Annotated in this window: 21 protein-coding genes; 17 read left to right on the plus strand and 4 right to left on the minus strand. The window is 69.0% G+C overall.

All coding sequences use genetic code 11. The features are described 5' to 3' along the window. Window positions 1-66 precede the first annotated feature (66 nt). The 7 genes from CYFUS_RS42945 (at window position 67) to CYFUS_RS42970 (ending at window position 8,294) form a co-directional block, all read left to right on the plus strand. Window positions 67-1,188 carry an imelysin family protein gene (locus CYFUS_RS42945; protein WP_095990485.1) on the plus strand — a complete coding sequence of 374 codons (1,122 nt, stop codon included), beginning with the start codon at window positions 67-69 and terminating at the stop codon, window positions 1,186-1,188. A gap of 6 nt (window positions 1,189-1,194) precedes the next feature. Next, a complete protein-coding gene (locus CYFUS_RS42950) occupies window positions 1,195-2,571 on the plus strand; it encodes a di-heme oxidoredictase family protein (RefSeq protein WP_095990486.1) in 1,377 nt (458 codons plus the stop codon). Continuing rightward, window positions 2,568-3,668 (plus strand): imelysin family protein, encoded by a 1,101-nt coding sequence (locus CYFUS_RS42955; protein ID WP_095990487.1) that lies wholly within the window; start codon window positions 2,568-2,570, stop codon window positions 3,666-3,668. The genes CYFUS_RS42950 and CYFUS_RS42955 overlap by 4 nt, the downstream gene beginning before the upstream one ends. A gap of 13 nt (window positions 3,669-3,681) precedes the next feature. Beyond that, entirely contained in the window at window positions 3,682-4,992 is a 1,311-nt protein-coding gene (locus tag CYFUS_RS42960; RefSeq protein WP_157758980.1) for an HTTM domain-containing protein, read from the plus strand. Between the two features lie 54 nt (window positions 4,993-5,046). Further along, a complete protein-coding gene (locus CYFUS_RS42965) occupies window positions 5,047-5,814 on the plus strand; it encodes a type 1 glutamine amidotransferase domain-containing protein (RefSeq protein ID WP_095990489.1) in 768 nt (255 codons plus the stop codon). Between the two features lie 46 nt (window positions 5,815-5,860). Then, window positions 5,861-6,028 carry a hypothetical protein gene (locus tag CYFUS_RS51355; protein WP_002622900.1) on the plus strand — a complete coding sequence of 56 codons (168 nt, stop codon included), beginning with the start codon at window positions 5,861-5,863 and terminating at the stop codon, window positions 6,026-6,028. A gap of 82 nt (window positions 6,029-6,110) precedes the next feature. Next, entirely contained in the window at window positions 6,111-8,294 is a 2,184-nt protein-coding gene (locus CYFUS_RS42970) for a spermidine synthase (protein ID WP_095990490.1), read from the plus strand. Between the two features lie 5 nt (window positions 8,295-8,299). Here CYFUS_RS42970 and CYFUS_RS42975 read toward each other — a convergent pair whose 3' ends face one another. From CYFUS_RS42975 to CYFUS_RS42985, 3 genes are all read right to left on the minus strand, one after another. Beyond that, window positions 8,300-8,863: an anthranilate synthase component II gene (locus CYFUS_RS42975; protein WP_095990491.1), complete on the minus strand. Its 564-nt coding sequence runs from the start codon at window positions 8,861-8,863 to the stop codon at window positions 8,300-8,302. Beyond that, a complete protein-coding gene (locus CYFUS_RS42980; RefSeq protein WP_095990492.1) occupies window positions 8,860-10,350 on the minus strand; it encodes an anthranilate synthase component I family protein in 1,491 nt (496 codons plus the stop codon). Before CYFUS_RS42980 ends, CYFUS_RS42975 begins: the two co-directional genes overlap by 4 nt. 123 nt (window positions 10,351-10,473) lie before the next feature. Further along, entirely contained in the window at window positions 10,474-11,127 is a 654-nt protein-coding gene (locus CYFUS_RS42985) for a type 1 glutamine amidotransferase domain-containing protein (protein WP_095990493.1), read from the minus strand. 256 nt (window positions 11,128-11,383) lie between these two features. On the opposite strand from CYFUS_RS42985, the gene CYFUS_RS42990 reads away from it, so the two are divergent. Together CYFUS_RS42990 and CYFUS_RS42995 are read left to right on the plus strand one after the other, a co-directional pair. Continuing rightward, window positions 11,384-11,896 (plus strand): GreA/GreB family elongation factor, encoded by a 513-nt coding sequence (locus CYFUS_RS42990; RefSeq protein WP_095990494.1) that lies wholly within the window; start codon window positions 11,384-11,386, stop codon window positions 11,894-11,896. Window positions 11,897-11,976: 80 nt separating this feature from the next. Beyond that, entirely contained in the window at window positions 11,977-12,468 is a 492-nt protein-coding gene (locus CYFUS_RS42995; RefSeq protein ID WP_232537132.1) for an NADAR family protein, read from the plus strand. Between the two features lie 18 nt (window positions 12,469-12,486). Here CYFUS_RS42995 and CYFUS_RS43000 read toward each other — a convergent pair whose 3' ends face one another. Beyond that, window positions 12,487-13,290, minus strand: a complete 804-nt coding sequence (locus tag CYFUS_RS43000) for an SDR family oxidoreductase (RefSeq protein ID WP_095990496.1) — start codon at window positions 13,288-13,290, stop codon at window positions 12,487-12,489. 81 nt (window positions 13,291-13,371) lie between these two features. On the opposite strand from CYFUS_RS43000, the gene CYFUS_RS43005 reads away from it, so the two are divergent. The 8 genes from CYFUS_RS43005 (at window position 13,372) to CYFUS_RS43040 (ending at window position 22,236) form a co-directional block, all read left to right on the plus strand. Beyond that, window positions 13,372-13,728, plus strand: a complete 357-nt coding sequence (locus CYFUS_RS43005) for an HNH endonuclease (RefSeq protein ID WP_095990497.1) — start codon at window positions 13,372-13,374, stop codon at window positions 13,726-13,728. Between the two features lie 398 nt (window positions 13,729-14,126). Continuing rightward, entirely contained in the window at window positions 14,127-14,789 is a 663-nt protein-coding gene (locus tag CYFUS_RS43010; protein ID WP_095990498.1) for a cytochrome c3 family protein, read from the plus strand. Window positions 14,790-14,812: 23 nt separating this feature from the next. Then, window positions 14,813-17,983 carry a TAT-variant-translocated molybdopterin oxidoreductase gene (locus CYFUS_RS43015; protein WP_095990499.1) on the plus strand — a complete coding sequence of 1,057 codons (3,171 nt, stop codon included), beginning with the start codon at window positions 14,813-14,815 and terminating at the stop codon, window positions 17,981-17,983. A 3-nt stretch (window positions 17,984-17,986) separates the two neighbouring features. Further along, window positions 17,987-19,432 (plus strand): NrfD/PsrC family molybdoenzyme membrane anchor subunit, encoded by a 1,446-nt coding sequence (nrfD, locus tag CYFUS_RS43020; protein ID WP_095990500.1) that lies wholly within the window; start codon window positions 17,987-17,989, stop codon window positions 19,430-19,432. Between the two features lie 2 nt (window positions 19,433-19,434). Beyond that, a complete protein-coding gene (locus tag CYFUS_RS43025; protein WP_095990501.1) occupies window positions 19,435-19,986 on the plus strand; it encodes a DUF3341 domain-containing protein in 552 nt (183 codons plus the stop codon). Beyond that, entirely contained in the window at window positions 19,983-20,546 is a 564-nt protein-coding gene (locus tag CYFUS_RS43030; RefSeq protein WP_095990502.1) for a c-type cytochrome, read from the plus strand. Before CYFUS_RS43025 ends, CYFUS_RS43030 begins: the two co-directional genes overlap by 4 nt. After that, a complete protein-coding gene (locus tag CYFUS_RS43035; protein ID WP_095990503.1) occupies window positions 20,543-21,754 on the plus strand; it encodes a hypothetical protein in 1,212 nt (403 codons plus the stop codon). The genes CYFUS_RS43030 and CYFUS_RS43035 overlap by 4 nt, the downstream gene beginning before the upstream one ends. Continuing rightward, window positions 21,751-22,236, plus strand: coding sequence for a hypothetical protein (locus CYFUS_RS43040; RefSeq protein ID WP_095990504.1), 486 nt, complete (start codon window positions 21,751-21,753; stop codon window positions 22,234-22,236). The genes CYFUS_RS43035 and CYFUS_RS43040 overlap by 4 nt, the downstream gene beginning before the upstream one ends. Window positions 22,237-22,245 lie beyond the last annotated feature (9 nt).

Raw genomic sequence — 22,245 nt, forward strand, 5'->3', positions numbered from 1 at the left:
GGGACCCACGTTTTGACAATGATTAGCAAATTCATTACGAAAGCACTCTCGACGAGGGGGTTGGTCATGACGAAGCAGGGTTGGCTGGCATTGATGGCGGCGGGCACGCTGTTCACCGCGGGCTGTGGCACGAATGCGCTGGAGGAGTCGCGCGCGCGGCCGGTGGTGGAGCGCTACGCGGCGCTGACGTACGAGAACTACACGGACGTGGTGAAGCAGGCCGAGGCACTGCGCGCGGCGGTGGAGGTCTTCGTGGCTGATCCGACCGAGGCGAAGCTGGTGGGGGCGCGCCAGGCGTGGCTCGACGCGCGCACCTCCTATGGCCAGAGCGAGGCCTTCCGCTTCTACGGCGGCCCCATCGACGACGAGGACACCGGCCCCGAGGGGCAGATCAACGCCTGGCCGCTGGACGAGGCGTACATCGACGGCATCATCGACGGCCGGGAGCCGCTGAGCCAGGAGCTGATCACCTCGATGAACGAGCGCGATGGAGAGACGAACATCTCCTCGGGCTACCACGCCATCGAGTTCCTGCTGTGGGGCAAGGACGAGAGCACCACGGGCCCGGGCAACCGGCCCTATACGGACTTCGTCGACGGGATCACGCCGTCCAACGCCGAGCGGCGCCGGCAGTACCTGAGCCTCGTGACGAAGCAGTTGGTGGAGGACCTGGAGTCCGTGCGCGCGACGTGGACGCCCAACCAGGACAACTACCGCAAGACGTTCGTGGCCGAGGCCCCCAAGGAGGCCGTGCTGAAGATACTCACTGGCCTGGGCAGCCTGAGCGGCGCGGAGCTGGCGGGCGAGCGCATGACGGTGGCCTACGACAACAAGGACCAGGAGGACGAGCACTCCTGCTTCAGCGACAACACGCTCGCGGACCTGTACGGCAACGCGCTGGGCATCCAGAACGTGTACCTCGGGCGCTATGGCGGCACGGACGGCGCGGGCCTGGACGAGCTGGTGGCCGCGGTGGATCCGAAGCTGGACGAGAAGATGAAGCAGCGGCTGCAAGCCAGCCTCGACGCCATCCAGGCGATTCCCGCCCCGTTCGATCAGGCTATCATGGGCAATGACAGCAGCCCGGGGCGGCAGAAGGTGAAGGCTGCCATCGACGCGCTGCGGGCGCAGACGGAAACGCTCGTCGACGTGGCCACCGCGCTCGGCATCCAACTCAACCTGGAGTAACCCGACATGCGGCGCGCACTCATCCCCCTCCTGTGCCTGCTCGCCAGCGGCTGTGGTGACGACGACGCTCCCACGCCGGAGGAGGCGTTGCCGGGCGGAGAGACGACGGTCCACGACACCACACGCAACGCCTTCGCCCTGGCGGCCCGAAACCTCCAGGGCGAGCGGCGCGACGCCTTCTTCGTGGGCAACGCCCTGTTCAACCGCAACTGGGTGACGGCGCCCGCCTCCGCCGAGGGCCTGGACGGGCTGGGGCCGACGTTCAACGCCTCGTCGTGCGCCGCATGTCATTTCAAGGATGGCCGGGGCAAGCCCCCGACCGAGCCGGGAGAGAAGCCCCTGTCGCTGCTCTTCCGGCTGAGCATCCCCGGCGTGGACGAGCATGGGGGACCCCTTGCGGATCCCGTCTATGGAGGTCAGCTCCAGCCGCTCTCCATCCTCGGCGTCCCCGCCGAGGGGCAGATGGCGCTCTCGTACAACACCCACGAGGGCCAGTACGCGGACGGCACGCCGTGGTCGCTGGAGGAGCCCCACTACACGCTGGAGAACCTGGCCTTCGGCGCGCCCCACGCCGAGCTGAGGGTGAGCCCGCGCGTGGCGCCGGTGATGATCGGCCTGGGCCTGCTCGAGGCCATTCCGGACGCGGCGCTGGAGAAGCTCGCGGATCCCGAGGACCGGGATGGAGATGGCATCTCGGGCCGGGTCAACCATGTCTGGGATGTGCAGGCCGGGGCGGTGCGCGTGGGACGCTTCGGCTGGAAGGCCAACCAGCCCAGCTTGAGCCAGCAGAACACGAGCGCCTTCCGGGGCGACATCGGCATCACCTCGGCGCTGTTCCCCGACGAGGATTGTCCCCCGGTGCAGACGGCCTGCCAGCAGGCCCCCAAGGGGGGCACGCCCGAGGTGGACGAGCAGAAGCTGAACCAGGTGACGTTCTACTCGCGGATGCTGGCGGTGCCCGCGCGCCGGGACGCGGACGCGCCGGACGTGTTGCGCGGCCGGAGCCTCTTCCGCGAAGTGGGCTGCGCGACCTGCCACGTGCCTCGCCACGAAACAGGCACGGTGGAGGACGCTCCCGAGCTGTCCGGGCAGATCATCTTCCCGTACACGGACCTGCTGTTGCACGACATGGGCGAGGCGCTCTCCGACCACCGTCCGGACTTCGAGGCCACGGGCAACGAGTGGCGCACGCCGCCGCTGTGGGGCATCGGGCTCGTGGAAACGGTCAACCGCCACACGCGCTTCCTGCACGATGGCCGCGCCCGCTCGCTGGAGGAGGCCATCCTCTGGCACGGAGGCGAGGGTGAAAAAGCCCGGGAGCGCTTCCGCACCCTCTCCGCCACCGAGCGCGCCCAACTGCTGCGCTTCCTGGAGTCCCTGTGAACCGCCTCTCGCGCCGTCTGTTGTCCGTCCCGCTCCTCCTCTCGCTCGCCCTCACGGGGTGTGGAGACTCGCAGGGCACGACCTTGCGCTCGACCTTCCTCGGGGAGCTGGGCGAGAAGACCATCCTGCCCACCTACCGGGACTTCGACACGCGCACGGGCACGCTCGCCACCGCGCTCACGGAGCTGGAGCGCACGCCCACCGAGGCCACGCTCGCCACGGCCCAGTCCGCGTGGCGCTCCGTGCGCGAGCCCTGGGGCATCCAGGAGGCGCTGCACATCGGCCCCTCGGAGGAGCTGCACACGGGCGCCGCGGTGGATCAGGTGCCGTCGACGAGCGGCATCGACAGCCTGCTCGCGGGCACGACGCCGCTGACCGAGCAGAGCGTCGGGGAGCTGGGCGCCAACCGCAAGGGCATGATGGCCATGGAGTACGTGCTCTTCGACTCGCAGGCGGGCAACGCGGCGGTGCTCACGCGGCTCACCGAGGGTGACGCCGGAGCGCGCCGCCGGGCCTATCTGAAGGCGCTCGGGGCCGTGCTGCACACCAACGCGGTGGAGGTCCACGACGCGTGGGAGCCGGATCAGGGCAACTACGTCGCGCAGCTCGCGAGCGCGGGCACCAGCGGCAGCAAGTACGCCACCCAGAAGGAGGCGGTGGACGAGATCGTCAATCGCCTCATCGGCTCGGTGGAGGTGGCGGAGCTCAAGCTGTCCAAGCCGCTCGGATTCGAGACCGGTGGCACCGTGCGGCCCGAGGAGGAGGAGGCACGGCGCAGCGACAACTCGCTCGCGGACCTGACGCACGCGCTGGTGGGCATGGAGCGGCTGTGGACGGGGCCGGAGGGCAACGGAGGGCTGTCGCGCGTGGTGGCCGCCACCAACAAGACCCTGGACACGACGGTGCGGGGGGAACTCGCGGCGGTGCGCTCGGCGATCGAGTCCATTCCGCCCCCGCTGCGCACGGCCCTGCTCCAGAACCGCGAGTCGGTGGAGGCCGCCCGCGCCGCGCTCTCCAACCTGCGCGCCACGCTCGCCTCGGAGGTGGTGGCCAACCTGGGTGTGACGCTCAAGTTCAACGACAACGATGGGGATTGAGGCCGCGCCTGGCATGCGCGAGCGGCTCGGCGCGGCGCTCTTCGCGCCCGTGGATCGCGCCTCGCTCGTGGCGTGGCGTGTCCTCTTCGGGCTGTTGATGACCCTCGCCGTCGCGCGCTTCTTCGCGTACGGGTGGATCGAGGAGCACTACCTCGCGCCCCGGGTGCTGTTCCCCTTCGCGGGGCTGGAGTGGATCCGCCCCTGGCCGGGCGTGGGCATGTATGTCCACTTCGTGTTGATGGGCCTGGGAGCGCTGGGGATTGCCTTCGGCGTCGCGTACCGGCTGAGCGCGCTCACGTTCGTGCTCACCTTCACGTACGCGCACCTCATCGATCGGACGTACTACCTCAACCACTACTACTTCATCTCGCTGGTGGGGCTGGTGATGGTGATGCTGCCCCTGGACCGTCAGGGCCCCGTGCCCGCGTGGTGGCTGGGGTTGCTGCGGGCGCAGGTGGGCCTCGTGTATGTCTTTGGCGGGGTGGCCAAGCTCAAGCGGGACTGGCTCGTGCATGCCCAGCCGTTGAAGATCTGGCTCGCGGCGAGCACGGATCTGCCGGTGCTCGGGCGGTTCTTCGAGCTGCCCTGGGCCCCGCATGCCTTCAGCATCGTCGGCGCGGTGTTCGACCTGGGCGTGGTGCCCGCGCTGCTGTGGCGGCGCACGCGCGGGCTGGCCTTCGCGGCGGTGGTGACCTTCCATGTCATCACCCGGCTGCTCTTCCCCATCGGCATGTTCCCGTGGGTGATGATCTCCGGCGCGCTGCTCTTCTTCCCTCCGGACTGGCCCCGGCGGCTCGGGGCCTGGCTGCGGCGGCTCCCCGCGTCGCTCTCGTCCCCGGCGACGTTCCCCACCTTCCGCGCGTCGTGGACGGGCCCCGTGCTGGCCGCGGCGTTCCTCGGCGTGCAGGTGCTGCTGCCCCTGCGCCACCTGCTCTACCCGGGCGACGTGATGTGGACGGAGGAGGGCTTCCGCTTCTCGTGGAACGTGATGCTGATGGAGAAGGACGGCATGGCGGAGTTCCGCGTCAGCGAGCCCACCACGGGCCAATGGTGGGTGGTGTCCCCGAGCAGGTACCTCGCGCCCTACCAGGTGAAGATGATGGCCACGCAGCCGGACATGCTGCTGACGTTCGCGCACTACCTGGCGCGCGACTTCGCCGAGCGGGGACACCCGGGCGTGGAGGTGCGCGTCAATGCCTTCGCGAGCCTCAATGGCAGGCCCCGGCAGCGGCTCGTGGACCCCACGGTGGACCTGGCCCGGGTCGGCCCCTGGGACAGCGTGAGCGCGTGGGTGCTGCCCTTCCAGGACGTGGAGCCGCCCTGACCGCGTCACCAAGGGTATTGCCGGCTCGGGGGTGGTCATGCGAAGGGGCCGGGCATGACTTCTACGCGCCGCGTCATCATTCCCCTGCCAGACCGAGACTTCGATGTGACCGAGGTGGCCGTGCCCTGGCGCCTGCTGGTGGACGCGGGCCACGAGGTGGTGTTCGCCACGGAGCGGGGAACCACACCCGCCGCGGATCCGCTGCTGCTCACGGGAGTGATCTTCGGGAAGCTCGGCGCGGAGCCCGAGCCCAAGCGCTTCTACGAGCAGATGATCCAGAGCCCCGCCTTCCAGAAGCCCATCACCTGGGAGGCGATCGACCCCGAGGCGTATGACGGGATGGTGCTGCCCGGGGGACACGCGCCCGGCATGAGGCAGTACCTGGGCAGCGAGGCGCTCCAGGCGAAGGTGGCGGCGTTCTGGAAGCTCGGGCGGCCGGTGGGGGCCATCTGCCACGGGGTACTGGTGCTCGCGCGGGCGAAGGACCCGTCCACCGGCAAGAGCCTGCTGGGAGGCCGGCGCACCACGTGCCTGCCCAAGTACATGGAGCGCGCGGCGTACTTCCTCACCGCGTGGAAGCTGGGGCGCTACTACCGCACGTATCCCGCCTACGTGGAGGAGGAGGTCCGCGAGGCCCTGGCGCCCTCGGGGCAGTTCGAGCGAGGGCCGCGCGAGTACTCCCGGCGAGGCACGGCCACGGACCATGGGCCGGCCTTCGTGGTGGAGGATGGCGACTACGTCTCCGCGCGCTGGCCCGGGGATGCCTACCTCTTCACCGAGCGCTTCCTGGCGAAGCTCGAGGCCCGTGCGGCCCGGGGTTGAAGTCCGCGGGCGCTGGTAGCAGCCTCACGAACGAGGAGGGCAACGAATGAAGAACAAATACGGTTCGAGTTCCCTGGCTGGCTGGCAACCCGCCAAGCCCAAGAAGCAGGGCAACCCCGTCTCGAAGATGACGCTGGTGGCGGGACGTCGCATCGGCGGGGCGCTCCGGGCGGAGCAGGCCCGTCAGCAGAAGCGGCGCGACACGAAGCGCTGAGCGGGCGGACGAGCGGGCCCTGGATTCGTTGGCCCACCCCGACTGACGGTATGCTCCGGCGAGGGCCTCACTCCCCCCGCCTATGCTCCGTTACGCCGCGACCCTCTTCCTCAGCTCGTTCCTCCTGTTCGGCGTGCAACCGCTGGCGGGCAAGTACTCCCTGCCCTGGTTCGGTGGCACTCCGGCGGCGTGGACGACCTGCATGCTGTTCTTCCAGGTCATGCTGCTCGGCGGCTATGCCTATTCCCACGCGAGCGCGCGCTGGCTCTCGTCGCGGCGGCAGGCGCAGGTGCACCTGGCGCTGCTGGGCGTGACGGTGGCGGTGCTGGGTGTGCGAGCCGTGGTGTGGGGCTCGCCGGTGGCTCCCGGGCCCGAGTGGCGCCCCACGGCGGAGGGCATCTCCAGCGCGCGGCTGCTGGCCATGCTCGCCTCCACGCTGGGCCTGCCCTTCTTCACCCTGTCCACGTCCGCGCCTCTCATGCAGAGCTGGTTCAGCCGCGCGCGTCCAGGGGCCTCGCCCTACCGGCTCTACGCCCTGTCCAACACCGGCTCGCTGCTGGCCCTGCTCACCTATCCCGTGCTCGTCGAGCCCTGGCTGGGCCGGGGAGTCCAGGCCTGGGTCTGGGCCGGAGGCTTCCTGGTGTTCTGCGTGGGCGGCGCGGCGTGTGCCTGGAGCGTGCTGCGCCTTGAGGACGTCCCCGCCCAGCCGCGTGAGGAGAGTGCCCCCGAGGCCGCTCCGGGCGTGGCGCGCACCCTGGCGTGGCTGGGGTTGAGCGCGTGCGCCTCGGTGTTGTTGCTGGCCACCACGAACCAGTTGTCGCACGACGTGTCGGCCGGCCCCTTCGTCTGGGTGCTGCCGCTGGCGCTCTACCTGCTGACCTTCATCATCGCCTTCGAGCGCGAGACGCTCTACTCACGCCCCCTCACCGCGATCGCGCTCCTGGTCGCCGCGGTGGGGGTGAGCTACGTCACCTATCAAGGCTCGCTCGCCTCCCTGTCCTCGCTGCTGTTCTTCCGCGGCCTCGCGCTCCTGGCCGGTGCCCTGCTGTGCCACGGCGAGCTCTACCGACTGAGGCCGGGTCCGCGCCACCTGGGCGCCTTCTACCTCTGGGTCTCCGCGGGCGGCGTGCTCGGCGCGGTCTTCGTCCACCTGGTGGCGCCCCGCATCTTCCACTTCTACCTGGAGTACCCGCTCACCCTGAGCGTGTGCTGCCTGCTCGCGGCGATGCTGCTGCTGCGCCGCGCTCCCGAGGAGACGGTCGCGCGGGCCGCCCCCCGCTACGTCCCGGCCCTGCTGCTGCTGCTCATGTCGTTCGTCGTCATCCAGTCGTTCCTCGACGAGCGTCAGGCGCTCCAGTACTGGCGGGGCTTCTTCGGGGTGGTGCAGGTGTCGGAGGCGAGGAGCCGCGACGACGTGGACCATGCCTTCATGCTGCACCATGGCGGCATCCTCCATGGCTTCCAGTACACCCGGCCCGAGCGGCGCGGGAGCCCCACGGCGTATTACACCGCCGACAGCGGGCTGGGACTGGCGCTCGCCGAGCAGCGGCGGCTGCGGGAGGCCGCGGGCAAGCCCACCTCGCTGCGAGTGGGAGTGCTGGGATTGGGCGTGGGAACGACGGCGGCCCTGGGACGGGCCGGGGACACGCTGCGCTTCTATGAAATCGATCCCCAGGTCATCGCCCTCGCGCGGGGCCTGGGCGGCTACTTCTCGTACCTGGGCGACTCACCGGCCCGGGTGGAGGTGGTGGAGGGCGACGCGCGCATCATGCTGGAGCAGGAGCTGGCGCGGGGGGAGGCGCAGGGCTTCGACGTGCTCGCGCTGGACGTGTTCAGCTCGGACTCCATCCCGGTCCACCTGCTCACCGAGGAGGCGGTGGCCGTCTACCAGCGGCATCTGGCACCGGGAGGCGTGCTGGCGATGCACATCAGCAACCTGCACCTGAACCTGTTGCCCATCGCCGTGGCGCACGCCTGGGTCAGCGGCCTGCACGCCACCCTGGTGAGCACCGAGACGAAGGGGGAGGCGCGCAACAGCAGTTGGATGCTCCTGAGCGCGGACGCCCACTTTTCCTCGGGAGACACCTTTCTGCGCGAGGGCAAGCGGGTGGAACGGCTCGCCTATGACGGACCGCCGCCCACGCGGTGGACGGACGAGCGGAGCAGTGTGCTGCCCGTGCTCCGGGTGCTCGGCGGGAGCGAGGAAGGCATCTTCCAGGTGCCCGCGGTGCCACCCGCTCCGGTGGCGGCCCCCGCGAGCCCCTGAGCCCGTTAGAAGCGGCCGTCGAGGAAGTTGCGCACGAGCCTGGGCCCCTCGGGCGTGAGCACGCTCTCGGGGTGGAACTGCACGCCCACCACGGGGCGCTCGCGGTGGCGCAGGCCCATGATGAGGCCCTCGGGAGACCACGCCGTGGCCTCCAGCTCCGCGGGCAGGCTCGGCGCATCCACCACCAGCGAGTGGTAGCGCGCCGCCTGGAAGCCGATGGGCATGCCCGTGAAGATGCTCTGGCCCGAGTGGCGCACGGCCACCGTCTTGCCGTGCACGGGCTCGGGGGCGCGCACCACCTGGCCGCCGAAGACGGCGCCGATGGACTGGTGTCCCAGACAGACGCCGAGCACGGGCACCTTGGCGTCGCGGATGGCCGCCATGCTCACCCCGGCCTCGTTGGGCGTGCACGGCCCCGGCGACACCACCAGGTGCGACGCGCCCGAGGCCGCCACGCCCTCGGCGTCGATTTCGTCATTGCGAGCCACCTTCACCTCGGCGCCCAGGGTGTAGAGCAGCTGCACGAGGTTGAAGGTGAACGAGTCGTAGTTGTCGATGACGAGGATCACCGCACACCTCCCTCACGGGCCTGCTTCAGGGCCGTGGCGAGCACGCGCGCCTTGGCCTCGGTCTCATCCGCTTCCTTCGAGGGCACCGAGTCAGCCACGAGCCCCGCGCCGGCCTGCCACATGGTGCGATCTCCATCGATGTAGAAGGTGCGCAGGGCGATGGCCAGGTCCAGCGCGCCGCAGAAGGACAGGTAGCCCACGGCGCCCGCGTAGGGGCCGCGGCGCATGGGCTCCAGCTCGTCGATGATCTGCATGGCGCGGATCTTCGGCGCGCCGGACACGGTGCCCGCGGGGAACGTCCACGCGAGCGCGTCGAGCGCGTCGTACTTCGCGTCGAGCCGGCCACGCACCTGCGAGACGATGTGCATGACGTGGCTGTAGCGCTCGATGACCATGAGGTCCTCGACACGCACCGAGCCCGGAGCGGCCACGCGGCCCACGTCATTGCGGCCCAGGTCCACGAGCATCATGTGCTCGGCGCGCTCCTTCTCGTCGGCGAGCAATTCCTTCTCGAGTGCCAGGTCCTCGGCCTCGGTGGCGCCGCGGCGGCGGGTGCCGGCGATGGGGCGAACCACCACGTCCCCGTCGCGCACCTGCACGAGCAGCTCCGGCGAGGCGCCCACGAGGGCCCGCGCCTCACCCATCTCGATGTGGAAGAGGTAGGGCGAGGGGTTGATGCGACGCAGGGCGCGGTAGAGGGAGAGGGGCGGCGGGGCACCGCGCGCCTCGAAGCGGCGGGCGAGCACCACCTGCATGCAGTCACCGGCGCGGATGTATTCCTTCACGCGCTCCACGGCGGCCTCGTAGCCGGCGCGATCCCAGCCGACCTTCACGTCCAGCTCGCCGCGCATGGGCGGAGAGGGGGCGTAGGCGTCCGCGGAGATGGGCCGCAGCAGGCGCTGGGCGATCGCCTCGGCGCGGGACTCGGCGTCCTGGAGGGCCTGGGAGACGCTGCCATGGCGCGAGGGCCGGGCGATGGCGGTGGCCTGGAGCGTCTGGGAGCGCGAGTCGAGGGTGATGAAGTCATCGCACACGAGCCACTCGGAGTCGGGGAAGGAGACGTCCGAGGGGTGGCGATCGGGCACATGGCGCTCGAACCAGGACATGCAGTTGTAGCCGAGGTAGCCCACCAGGCCGCCGACGAAGGGAGGCTCACCGGGGAGCGTGGCCACGGCGTGCTCGCGCCACACGGAGCGCAGGACGTCGAGCGGCTTGCCTTCGAGACGCTGCGACTGCTCGCCGCGCCAGAGGGTGCCGCCGCGGGAGTCGAGCCTCAACCGACCGCTGGGCGCGGTGGCGACGTGGCTGTAGCGGCCGAAGCGCTCGCCACCGTGGCAGGACTCGAGGATGAAACCGCGTGCGCCACCGAGCTTGAGGTAGGCGGAGAGCGGCGTGTCGAGGTCGGCGGGGAGCACGACGGAGACGGGGACCGCCTCGCCCTTCTCCGCGCGCTGGCGGTAGGCCGCCTTGCGCTCCTGAGCGTTCATCACATGCCTCTGGGTTGGGAGCCCCCGCTCATGACGGAGGTCCGCCCAGTTTATCTCCCGTCCTGGAAATCCGCGAAAGGGGGGCGAGCAGTTGGTCGCCCTCCCCGGAAGGGAGCCTGCCCCTCAGCGCGCGAGCGCCTCGCGAACGGGACGAATGGCGATGAGACCCAACAAGGCGGCGATGGCCCAGCGGCCCCAGTGCGAGCGCTCCGGCGCCAGGTGGTTGCGGGGTGCGTGCTCGGCGAAGAGCGACACCATGCCCTTGATGAAGTGGCGCATGTCTTGAGGACCACGGCTGGTGAACCACCGCCCGTCGAGGACTCCGGACTCATCGCGCCACTCGGCGCCCGCGTTGCGGATGTCATCCTTGATGCCCGGCCAGGACGACAGCCGGCGCCCGTTGGCCAGGCCCGCCGACACGAGCACCCAGGGCCCATGACACAGCGTGGCGATGGGCCGACCGAGCCGATCGATCTCCCGGACGAAGTCCAGCACCTCCTCGCTCTGGCGGAGCGAGTCCGGATTCTGGAAGCCTCCGGGAATGAGCAGGGCGTCGAAGTCCCTGGGCCGCACGTTGTCCACCGTCTGGTCCACGGGGACCTTCTTGCCCGGCCACATCAGGTTGATGCCGCGAATCTTCCCCTTGCGGAGGGAGACGATGTCCACCTGGGCGCCGCGCTTGCGCAGGGCCTTCACGGGAAGCGTGAGCTCCACCTGCTCGAAGCCATCGGTCGCCAGCACCCCCACGCGGATGCCCTTCAGTACCTTCCTTGCCATGTCGTATCTCCCGGGTCTTTTTCCCTCTGGGGAAGATCGGCGCCCTTCCCCGCTCCGCCACCCCATGCTTCCCGGAACGTGGGGGAGACGGGGGAGCACGCCCTCCCTTCGGAAGGAAGGGCCTGCCGGGCTGGCTGCTTCCTGGTGGGAACTCCGGACCTCGGGTGAAGCGAGTCGTTATCGTAAGGAGGAGAACACCCGCGGCCTGGAAGCCGGAGCGGCGAGCCGGACAGGCGGCCAACCACGGAGGGAGCACATGTCGAAGGCTTTCACCAAGGAGGACGCGGGCGGAGAAGACATCGTCCTGCCACCCCGCCCCCGCCCGGCATCCGGAGAGCAACGCTACATCACCGCCGAGGGCTACCGAGCGATGCAGGAGGAACTGGCGGCGCTCTCCGTGCCCCTGGCCCAGGAGGAGAAGGAAGCCCTGGCGCTCGCGGGAGAGGGACAGGCGCGGGAGCGGGCTCGCCGGGCGCGGCAGCTCGCCGCCATCCTGGAAGAGGTGCGGGTGGTGACCGAGGTGCCCGACGAGGCACGGATCTTCTTCGGAGCCTGGGTGACGCTCGAGGACGAGGAAGGCGAGGAGACGACGTACCGCATCGTGGGTCCCGACGAAGCAGACGTGAAGGCGGGACGGCTCAGCGTCGAGTCGCCCCTGGCGCGGGCCCTGCTCGATAAGGAGGAGGGAGAGTCCGTGCGGGTGGAGCGCCCCCGCGGCGCCATCGAATACACCGTGACGCAGGTGTCGTACCGGCCGCCCACCTCCTGAGCGCGACGAGCGCCGTCAGGTGTTGTTGTCAGCGGCGTCCCTCTTGGTGTTCAATGAACACCAACCTGGGAGTGCAGCCAATGGATACCGTGCGCGGTGGGTTCACGTTCTTCTGGCGGACGGAGTCACCGTTCTCGCAGTGGCATGCCTCGGAGTTCGTGGTGGAGGGAGAGCGGTTCATCTGCGCCGAGCAGTACATGATGTACGGCAAGGCGCGGCTCTTCGGAGATGGGGAGACGGCGGCCCGGATCCTCGTGGCGCGCACGCCCAAGGAGCACAAGGCGCTCGGACGCGAGGTGCGAGGCTTCGAGGGCGCGCTGTGGGAGCGGGAGCGCGAGCGCATCGTGTACGAGGGCAACCACGCCAAGTTCACCCAGAACGCCGGGTTGCGCTCGGCGCTGCTGGCCACCCGGGGAACGCTGCTGGTGGAGGCCAGTCCGTTGGATCGCATCTGGGGCGTGGGGCTGTCGGCGGAGGATCCCCGCATCCAGGATCCGGCGAAGTGGCGGGGCCTGAACCTGCTGGGCAAGGTCCTCACGCGCCTCCGGGAGGATCTGCTCGCCGCGGCCTGACGGGGACGCGGCCGGGGCTCAGGGCGGGGCGTTCTTGATCTTCCACGCGGCCAACCGGTCGATCAATCCCGGCGCGAGCGCCTTGAGGGCCAGCATGACCCTCGGCGCGGGCATCATCACCCACTCGCGATCCCGACGCTCCATGGCGCGGAGGATGAAGCGCGCGCACGTGCGGGCGTCCATGATCCGCGCGCCCTTCTCCTCCGCGACGTCCGGGTGCCCCGTCTTGCCATCCGGGCCGAGCGCCCGGGCACGGATGGGGGTGGCGACGAAGCCGGGGGAAGCGACGAGCACGTCCACGCCGGTGCCGAGCAATTCGATGCGCAGGGAGTCGAAGAAGCCCTGCATGGCGTGCTTGCTCCCGGCATAGCCGGTGCGGCCGGGCACGCCGCTCTTGCCCGTCAGGGAGGACACGGCGACGACGAGGCCCCGGCGCGCCTTGAGGGAGGCGAGCGCGTGATGGGTGCAGTAGACGGCGCCCAGGTAGTTCACCCGCAGGAGCCGCTCGAAGACGGACAGGTCCGTCACCTCCTCGAAGCGCCCGCGCATGGTGAGCCCGGCGTTGTTGACCAGGACGTCGATTCCGCCGAAGGCCTCCACGGCGCGCGCCATGAGGCGGCGGCAGGACTCGGGGTCGCTCACGTCGGTGGGCACGATGAGCGCCTGGCCCCCGGCCTTTTCACAGCGCTGCTTCACCCGGGCGAGCGCCACCTCGTCGCGCGCCGCGAGCACCACCCGTGCTCCTTTTTCCGCCAGGAGTACTGCCAATTCCTCGCCAATGCCCGAGGAGGCTCCCGTGACGACCACCGTTTTGTCCTTCATGGGCCGCCATTCTAACCGAGCGACTCCCCGGCGCCCCGGGCCCGTTGGCACGTAGCGCTACATACCTCTATAGAAATGAGGGTGAGCTTCGCCAGGCGCCGCCGCATCCTCGACATCGTGGCCACCGACGCCACCTTCGAGCGGACCGAGCACCGGGGCCAGGAGGTGTGGCTGGGCAAGTGCCTGCACTGCAATGCCTACCTCGTCATCGGCCTGGACGGCGAGCCCATCAGCCGCGCCACCATCGAGCACATCGTCCCCCAGGTCCACGGGGGAACGGATGACCTGGGCAACCTGGGCCTGGCGTGTGCGCGCTGCAATCAGGGAAAAGGCAGCCGCCACGACCGCCACTTCCGCCGGGACGCCCGGGTGCGTGACATCGTGGATCGGCTGCTGGCGCGCCGCCGGGAGCGCTGGCGCGACCCGGACGATGCCTGAACCTCGCACGGTTTCAACCCCCCTACCAACTTCCAGAAGAGATCATCATCGCCCGCGCTTTCTGATCGCGCCACGGCGCCGGAGTCGTGCTATCCCGCGCGCCAGCCCTATTCCCGATGCGGAACGAGAAAGGTTGACAGTCTGATAATGATGCCCGATGGTCACGCGCCGCGTTGGACTGGGACGAGGAGGAGCGACCCTGTCCACGGCATCTCATCATTCGGTCGGGGTCGGGTTTGTTCGCGAGTCTCCTGTCTGGGCAGGAGCCGCCGTAGCCATAGCAACGCCGTGAATGCGCTTCTTGTCCCAATCTCCCCATACCCGTCTCCGGTCCGGTCGCACTGTGCTCCCGGTCGCGACCTCCGGAGCCATCCACTGATCAGCCCCTCGGTCCTGGTATGAGCGGTCCTCTCTTCCCACGTTGGACGAACACGGTGTCGCGCGCTTCGGTCGCGGCGCTCCTCGCATTCCCCGCGCTCGCGCTCGGTGGACTGATGGCGTACGTACGGTCTCCGTTCGTCACCAATCAGCACCGTCCGATCGAGCAGCCGATTGAGTTCGACCACCGGCACCACGCCGGTGACGAGCAGATCGACTGCCGCTACTGCCACTTCTCCGTGGAGAAGTCGCCGTCGGCCGGTATCCCCTCCACCACGGTCTGCATGTCCTGCCACGCGCAGGTGTGGAACCAGAGTCCGTACCTGGCGCTCGTGCGTCAGGCGTACTTCACGGACCAGCCGATCCCCTGGATCCGCGTCCACAACCTGCCGGACTTCGTCTACTTCAACCACTCCATCCACGTCGCCAAGGGCGTGGGCTGCGTGACCTGCCACGGGCGGGTGGACGAGATGGGCGCCATCGAGCAGGTGGCTCCGCTCACCATGGAGTGGTGCCTCGACTGCCACCGCGATCCCGGGCCCAACCTGCGTCCGCAGGAGTTCATCACCAGCATGACCTGGAAGCCGCCCGCGGATCACGCCGAGGCGGAGAAGCTCGCGGAAACGCTGATGGAAGAGAACGACGTTCACGGTCGCACGAGCTGCTCGACATGCCATCGCTGAAGCCCAAGCTCGACGGAGATTCTATGAAGGACACCCCCGCCTCCTTCGCCCTGCCGGTCGTCTCGGACGCGGCCGCCCCGGCGCATGAGCATGACCATGACGCCGTCGGCGAGGCCCTCGAGCACGCCGCCGCGCAGAGCGCCCACACCAAGACCGCCGAGGGCGCCTACGGCAAGACCTACTGGCGCAGCCTCGAGGAGAAGCTCGGCCAGCCCGAGTACCTCGAGTCCGTCCGCCCCGAGTTCCCCGAGGGCGCGGACCTGCCGCCCACGGGCGTCGCCCGCCGCCAGTTCATGCAGCTGCTCGGCGCGTCGCTCGCGATGGCCGGCGCCACCGCCTGCTCCACCCGTCCGGTGGACGAGCGCATGGTGCCCTATACCCGCACGCCGCCCGAGATGGTTCCGGGCAACCCGCTGCACTACGCCTCGGGCATGACGTTCGGGGGCCACACCTCCGGCATCCTCGTCACCGCGCGCGAGGGCCGTCCGGTGAAGATCGAGGGCAACCCGCAGCACCCGGTGAACCTGGGCGCCGCCGGTGTCTTCGAGCAGGCCTTCCTGATGTCCTTGTATGACCCGCAGCGCGCCCGCGTGCTGCGCTACCGCAAGGAGCCGCGCTCGCTGCGCACCTTCGGCGAGGAGATCAGCAACACGCTCACCCGCTCCATCCAGGCCGATGGCGGCGCGCGCGTGCGCTTCCTCACCGAGCCGAACACCTCGCCGGTGCTCGGCCACCTGCGCTCGCGCATCCAGGAGCGCCTGCCCAAGGCCCGCTTCCAGAGCTACACCGCGCTCTCGCAGGATCCGGCCGCCGAGGGCACCAGCGCGGTGTTCGGCCAGGCGGCCCACCCGCTGTATGACTTCTCCCGCGCGGACGTGGTCCTGTCCCTGGACGCGGACTTCCTGGAGAGCCGTCCCTCCAATCTGGCCTATGCCCGCGCCTTCGCGCGTCGGCGCGACCTGGCCGAGGGCGAGCTCAACCGCCTCTATGTCGCCGAGCCGCGCTACACCATCACCGGTGGCATGGCGGACCACCGCCTGCGCGTGAAGTCGCGCGACATCTTCGGCATCGCCGCCGCGCTCGCCATGCGCGTGGGCGGTGACGCGGCTGGGCTGGGTGCCGGCGGCAGCCAGAAGGCGCAGCTCGACGCCAAGCACCAGACGTGGGTGGACGCCGTCGCCGCCGACCTGAACGCCCACAAGGGCCGTTCGCTGGTGGTGGCCGGTGAGCGTCAGCCCGCCGCGGTGCACGCCCTGGCCGCCGCCATCAACGCGGCGCTGGGCAACGTGGGCCAGACGGTGCGCTACGTGGCCTCCGCGGTGAACGAGACCACCAGCGACGCCGGCCTGCGTCCGCTCGTGGAGGAGCTGAAGAACGGCGCGGTGGACGTGCTGGTCATCACCGCCTGGAACCCCGTCTACCGCGCGGCGGCGGACCTGGGCCTCCAGGAGGTGCTGGATCCGGCCAAGAACCCCAACCGCTCCAAGCTCACCGTCATCTACACCTCGCTCTTCGAGGACGAGACGAGCGCGTTCAGCGACTGGTTCATCCCGGCCGCGCACGAGCTCGAGGCGTGGGGTGATGGGCGCTCGGCCGATGGAACGGTCTCCATCGTGCAGCCGCTCATCCAGCCGCTCTTCAACGGCGTGCCCACCTCGGAGCTGCTCGCGCTGTTCCTCGGTGAGCCGTACCGCGGCAGCTACCAGATCCTCCGGGACTTCTGGAGCCGCAGCAACCTGGCGGGCGCGGACTTCGAGACGGCGTGGGAGACGTGGGTGTCCGTGGGCATCGTGCCCGGCACCGCCACGGCGGCCCTGACGGCGGCCCCCAACGCGGGCGCGGCCCGCGCGCTCGTGGACGCCTGGCAGCCGCCCTCCGCGGAGGGCCTCGAGGTGAACTTCGTCGCGGACTACAAGGTCTACGACGGCCAGTTCGCCAACATCTCCTGGCTGCAGGAGCTGCCGGATCCCATCTCGAAGATGACGTGGGACAACGCGGCCTACATCAGCCCCGAGACGGCCAAGAATCAGAACAATCTCCAGCCGGGCGACGTGGCCACGCTCACCTACGGTGGCAAGACGCTGGACGTGCCGGTGTGGATCCTCCCGGGCATCGCGGACGGCGTGGTGGTGCTGCCCCTGGGCTACGGCCGCACGGGTCTGTTCGAGACGGTGGCCAAGGAAGTGGGCTTCAACGCCAACCGGGTGCGCAGCGTGAACGCGCCCTGGTTCGATGGCGGCGCCAGACTGGACAAGACGCCCCGGACGCACAAGTTCTCCCTCACCCAGCAGCACTGGAGCATGGAGGGCCGCCCGCTCGCGCTCGACATGTCCGTCGAGCAGTTCCGCAAGGAGCAGGAGGACGAGAAGCACCAGAAGAGCTCCGTGTTCGCCCGCGTCCGTGGCGAGCAGGCCAGCATGCTCGGGGAGTACGAGTACAAGGACTACAAGTGGGCGATGGCCATCGACCTGGCGCGCTGCACGGGTTGCTCCGCGTGCGTGGTGGCCTGCCAGTCGGAGAACAACATCCCCGTCGTGGGCAAGGAGCAGGTGGCCCGCAGCCGCGAGATGCAGTGGCTGCGCATCGACCGGTACTTCACGGGCGATGACCTGCACGACCCGGAGATGGTGATGCAGCCCATCGCGTGCGTGCACTGCGAGAAGGCGCCGTGCGAGTACGTGTGCCCGGTGAACGCCACCGTCCACTCGGACGAGGGCCTCAACGACATGGTGTACAACCGCTGCGTCGGCACGCGTTACTGCTCGAACAACTGCCCCTACAAGGTCCGCCGCTTCAACTACCTGCACTACACCGCGGACAAGACGCCCACGCAGAAGATGCTGATGAACCCGGACGTCACGGTGCGCAACCGCGGCGTCATGGAGAAGTGCACCTACTGCGTGCAGCGCATCGAGCGCGTGCGCATCAAGGCGCGCGTGGAGAAGCGGCCCATCTTCGAGAAGGAGCTGCAGACCGCCTGCCAGCAGACGTGCCCCACCGAGGCCATCGTGTTCGGGACGCTGAACGATCCGAATGCCCAGGTGACCAAGCACCACCAGGACGAGCGCGCGTACAAGCTGCTCAAGGAACTGGGCACCTCGCCGCGTACCGCCCACCTCATCCGCCTGCGCAACCCCAATCCCGCCCTCGCGTCCGCCAAGCCCGCCGCTGCGAAGCACGAAGGAGGCCACTGAGTCATGGCCGAGACCGCAATCCATCACCCACCTGGCGTCGATCCGCTCGAGCCGCGGATGCTCGTCCCGCCGCACCACGACGACGCCTCGCTCAACGAGACCCTGCTCGACCACGTCTGGGCCAAGCCGGGCAAGGGCTGGTTCCTGCTGTTCGGAATCGCCCTGGTTGGCCTGGGCATGTTCCTGGTCGCCGTGACGCTGACGCTCGCGCGCGGCATCGGCGTGTGGGGTAACAACCAGCCCAACGGCTGGGCGTTCGACATCGTCAACTTCGTGTGGTGGGTCGGTATCGGCCACGCCGGTACCCTCATCTCCGCCATCCTCCTGCTCTTCCAGCAGAAGTGGCGCACGAGCATCAACCGCTTCGCCGAGGCGATGACCATCTTCGCGGTCATCTGCGCGGGCCAGTTCCCGCTGCTGCACACGGGCCGTCCCTGGTTCGCCTTCTGGCTGCTGCCCTACCCCAGCACGCTGGGCGCCTGGCCCCAGTTCCGCTCCCCGCTGGACTGGGACGTGTTCGCCATCTCCACGTACTTCACCGTGTCGCTGCTGTTCTGGTACATCGGTCTGATTCCGGACCTGGCGGCGCTGCGTGACTCGTCCAAGGGCAAGCTGCAGCGCATCCTCTACGGCCTGTTCTCCCTCGGCTGGCGCGGCTCCGGGCGTCACTGGCACAACTACAAGATCGGCTACCTGCTGCTGGCGGGTCTCTCCACCCCGCTCGTGCTCAGCGTGCACACGATCGTGTCCTTCGACTTCGCCACGGGCCTCATCCCCGGCTGGCACGCCACCATCTTCCCGCCCTACTTCGTCGCCGGCGCCGTGTTCAGCGGCTTCGCGATGGTGATCACCCTCATCGTTCCGGCCCGCAAGTACCTCAAGCTCCGGGACGTGATCACCGATCGCCACCTGGAGAACATGAACAAGGTCATCCTCGCGACGGGCCTCATCGTGTCCTACGGGTACATGATGGAGCACTTCATCGCCTGGTACTCCGGCAACGAGTACGAGATCTGGACCTTCTACGTGAACCGCGCGCGGGGTCCCTACGCCGGGGTGTACTGGCTGATGATCGCCTGCAACGTCATCACGCCGAACATCTTCTGGTTCAAGAAGTGCCGCACGAGCATCCCCATCATGTGGGTGGCCTCCATCGTCGTGAACATCGGCATGTGGTGCGAGCGCTTCATCATCATCGTGACGTCGCTGACGCAGGACTTCCTGCCCTCGTCGTGGGACCTGTACAGCCCGACGTGGGTGGACTGGTGCCTCTACATCGGCACGCTGGGTCTGTTCAGCACGCTCTTCCTGCTCTTCCTCAAGTTCGTCCCCGCGGTGGCCATCAGCGAGGTGAAGGAGCTCCAGCTCGAGCTCAAGCACGCCGCCCACCACGCCGCGCATGGCGCCGAGACGGGCGCCGCCGGGACCCTCACCCACGGAGCGCACTGACCATGTCCGCCGAAACCAAGGTCCTGGAAACCCTGGTCCTCGCCGAGTTCGCCACTCCCGAGGCCCTGGTGGATGCCACCCGGCAGATGCGGGAGAAGGGCTATGAGGGGATGGACACCTACTCGCCCTACCCGCTGCATGGCGGCTCCGAGGCGCTGGGTCTGCCCCCCTCGCGCGTGCCCTTCATCGCGCTGTGCGCGGGCCTCACCGGCACCGCCACCGCCATCGCCTTCATGGCGTACATGAACGGCTACGACTACCCGCTCAACGTGGGTGGTCGTCCCCTCTTCAGCCTGCCCGCCTACGTGCCCATCACCTTCGAGTTGACGGTGCTCCTGGCGGCCTTCGGCATCTTCTTCGGAGTCCTGGGGCTCGCCCGGCTGCCGCAGCCGTATCACCCGGCTTACGAGCACGAGGCGTTCCGCAGCGCCACCACGCACGGCTACTGGCTGAGCGTGCCGCAGTTCGCGACGCTCCAGGCGGATGCGATCATGGATCAGCTCAAGTCCCTGGGCGCCACCCAGGTGACCGTGGTGACGGGAGAGAAGGAATGAGGCGGCTCATCCCCCTGGCCGGGCTCGCCCTGGCCGCCTGTAACGTGCCCTCCGAGTTCCTCCAGCGCATGGAGGCACAGGCCAAGTACGAGTACTACGAGACGAACGAGTTCTGGGCGGATGGCAAGGCCATGCGCACGCCTCCCGAGGGCACCATTCCGCGCGAGCGCCTGGTGGGTGACCCCGGCCTGACCACGGGCCGGGTCAATGGCGAGTTCGTCAGCGCCAACCCGCTCAAGCTCGACCGGGCCGTGCTGGAAGAGGGCCACAAGAAGTACAACATCGTCTGCGCCCAGTGCCACGGCCGGCTCGGCGACGGCAACAGCGTGGTCGCCGAGAACATGGCGCTGCGCCTGCCCCCGTCCCTCCAGGAGATCGCCAACAAGCCGGACGGCCATTTCTACGCCGCCATCACCGAGGGCTACGGCGTGATGCCGTCCTTCTCGGGCGAACTCAACATCCAGGAGCGTTGGGCCGTGGTGGCCTACGTTCGCGCGCTGCAGACGGCTCGCGCCCCCAAGGCCGGCGGCCAGCAGCCCCTTCCGCAGGAGAACCGATGATTGCCGTGGATCGTTTCACGGGCGGCTCGAAGGCGATGACGGTGGCCGGAGCGCTGGGCGTGCTCGGCCTCGTGCTGACCATCGTCGGCTTCGTGCTCGACCCCCAGAAGGCGATGTTCAGCTACCTGTTCGGCTTCAGCTACTGGCTGGGCATCGCGGTGGCCTCCATCATCATGGTGGCCATCTTCCACACCGCCAAGGTCAAGTGGATCACCGTGCTGCGCCGCACGATGGAGACCATGGGCTCGAGCGTGATCTTCTTCGCCGTGCTCGTGCTGCCCATCCTCGCCGGGGTCAAGTACCTCTTCCCCTGGGTGGACGCGCCCAACTGGGTGTTTCCCGGCACCGAGGGCGTGAAGTTCACCGAGGTGGAGCTGCACCACCTGCACCACAAGCACCCCTACCTCAACCTCACCTTCTTCTACATCCGCCAGGCCATCTACTTCTTCACGTGGATCTTCGTGTCCTCGCGGCTGCGTGGCTGGAGCGTGCAGCAGGACACGTCGGGTGAGCTCGAGTTGACGGCCAAGCAGCGCCGGTTCGCCCCGGGCTCGCTCCCCTTCCTTGCGCTGACGATTACTTTCGCTGCTTTCGACTGGCTGATGACGCTCACGCCGCTCTGGCAGTCCACCATCTTCGGCGTCTATTACTTCTGCGGCAGCTTCCTGAGCGCGTTCTGCGTGGTGACGATCGCCACGGTGAACGCGCAGGGCAAGGACGGATACGGGTCGCTGGTGACGACGGCGCACTACCACAACCTGGGCAAGCTCATGTTCGCCTTCACGGCGTTCTGGGCCTACATCGCCTTCTCCCAGTTCTTCCTCATCTGGGCCGCCAACCTGCCGGAAGAGGCGGGCTGGTACCGGCTGCGCATCACGGGGCCGTGGCTGCCCGTGTCGCTCTCGCTGCTCTTCGGCCAGTTCCTGCTGCCCTTCTTCACGCTGCTATCGCGCAAGCTGAAGCTCCAGCCCCGCCGCCTGTCCGTCGTCGCCGTCTACATCCTGGTCATGCACGCCGTGGACATGTACTGGCTCATCTGGCCGGCCCTCTCGCCCCAGGGCCCCTCGTTCCACTGGACGCTCATCACCGCCTTCGTCGGCGTGGGTGGAATCGCGGTGGCGGGAGCCCTGTGGCAGACCCGCGGCCGGTATACGGTGCCGGTGAAGGACCCCTACATCTCCGAGTCGCTGAGGTACGTGCAGCCATGAGCAACAAGAGCCAGGTGGAGGTCGAGTCGCGCGTCATCCACGGTGCGCATGGCGTGTCGTCCGAGGAGGATCACATCCTCACCGGCAAGGTGCTCCAGGTGGGAATCGGTTCCATCATCATCTTCATCGTGGGCGGAATCTGGGCCTGGCGCCTGCAGGTGGCGACCACGAACGAGTTCGCCCCCGAGGGTGCCGCGCCCATCCCGGCGCTCATCACCCCGGACAAGGATCACCGCACGGCGTACGAGATCGGCATCGTCAACCAGCGCCTGTTCCAGCAGGACACGCACGCCGAGGAGAAGATCCGCTCCCAGCAGGAGGCGCTGGACAAGGGCTACGCGGAAGATCGTAACGTGGTGTCCCGCACCCCGTTGAACCAGGCGATGGACCAGGTCATCGCCCAGCAGGCGGCCGCGCGCCAGCAGCCCGCGGCGCCCGCGCCCACCCCCGAGCCGCAGCCCACGCCGGCTCCCCAGCCGTAGTGTCGCGGC

Source organism: Cystobacter fuscus, from assembly GCF_002305875.1.
Lineage (GTDB): Bacteria > Myxococcota > Myxococcia > Myxococcales > Myxococcaceae > Cystobacter > Cystobacter fuscus_A.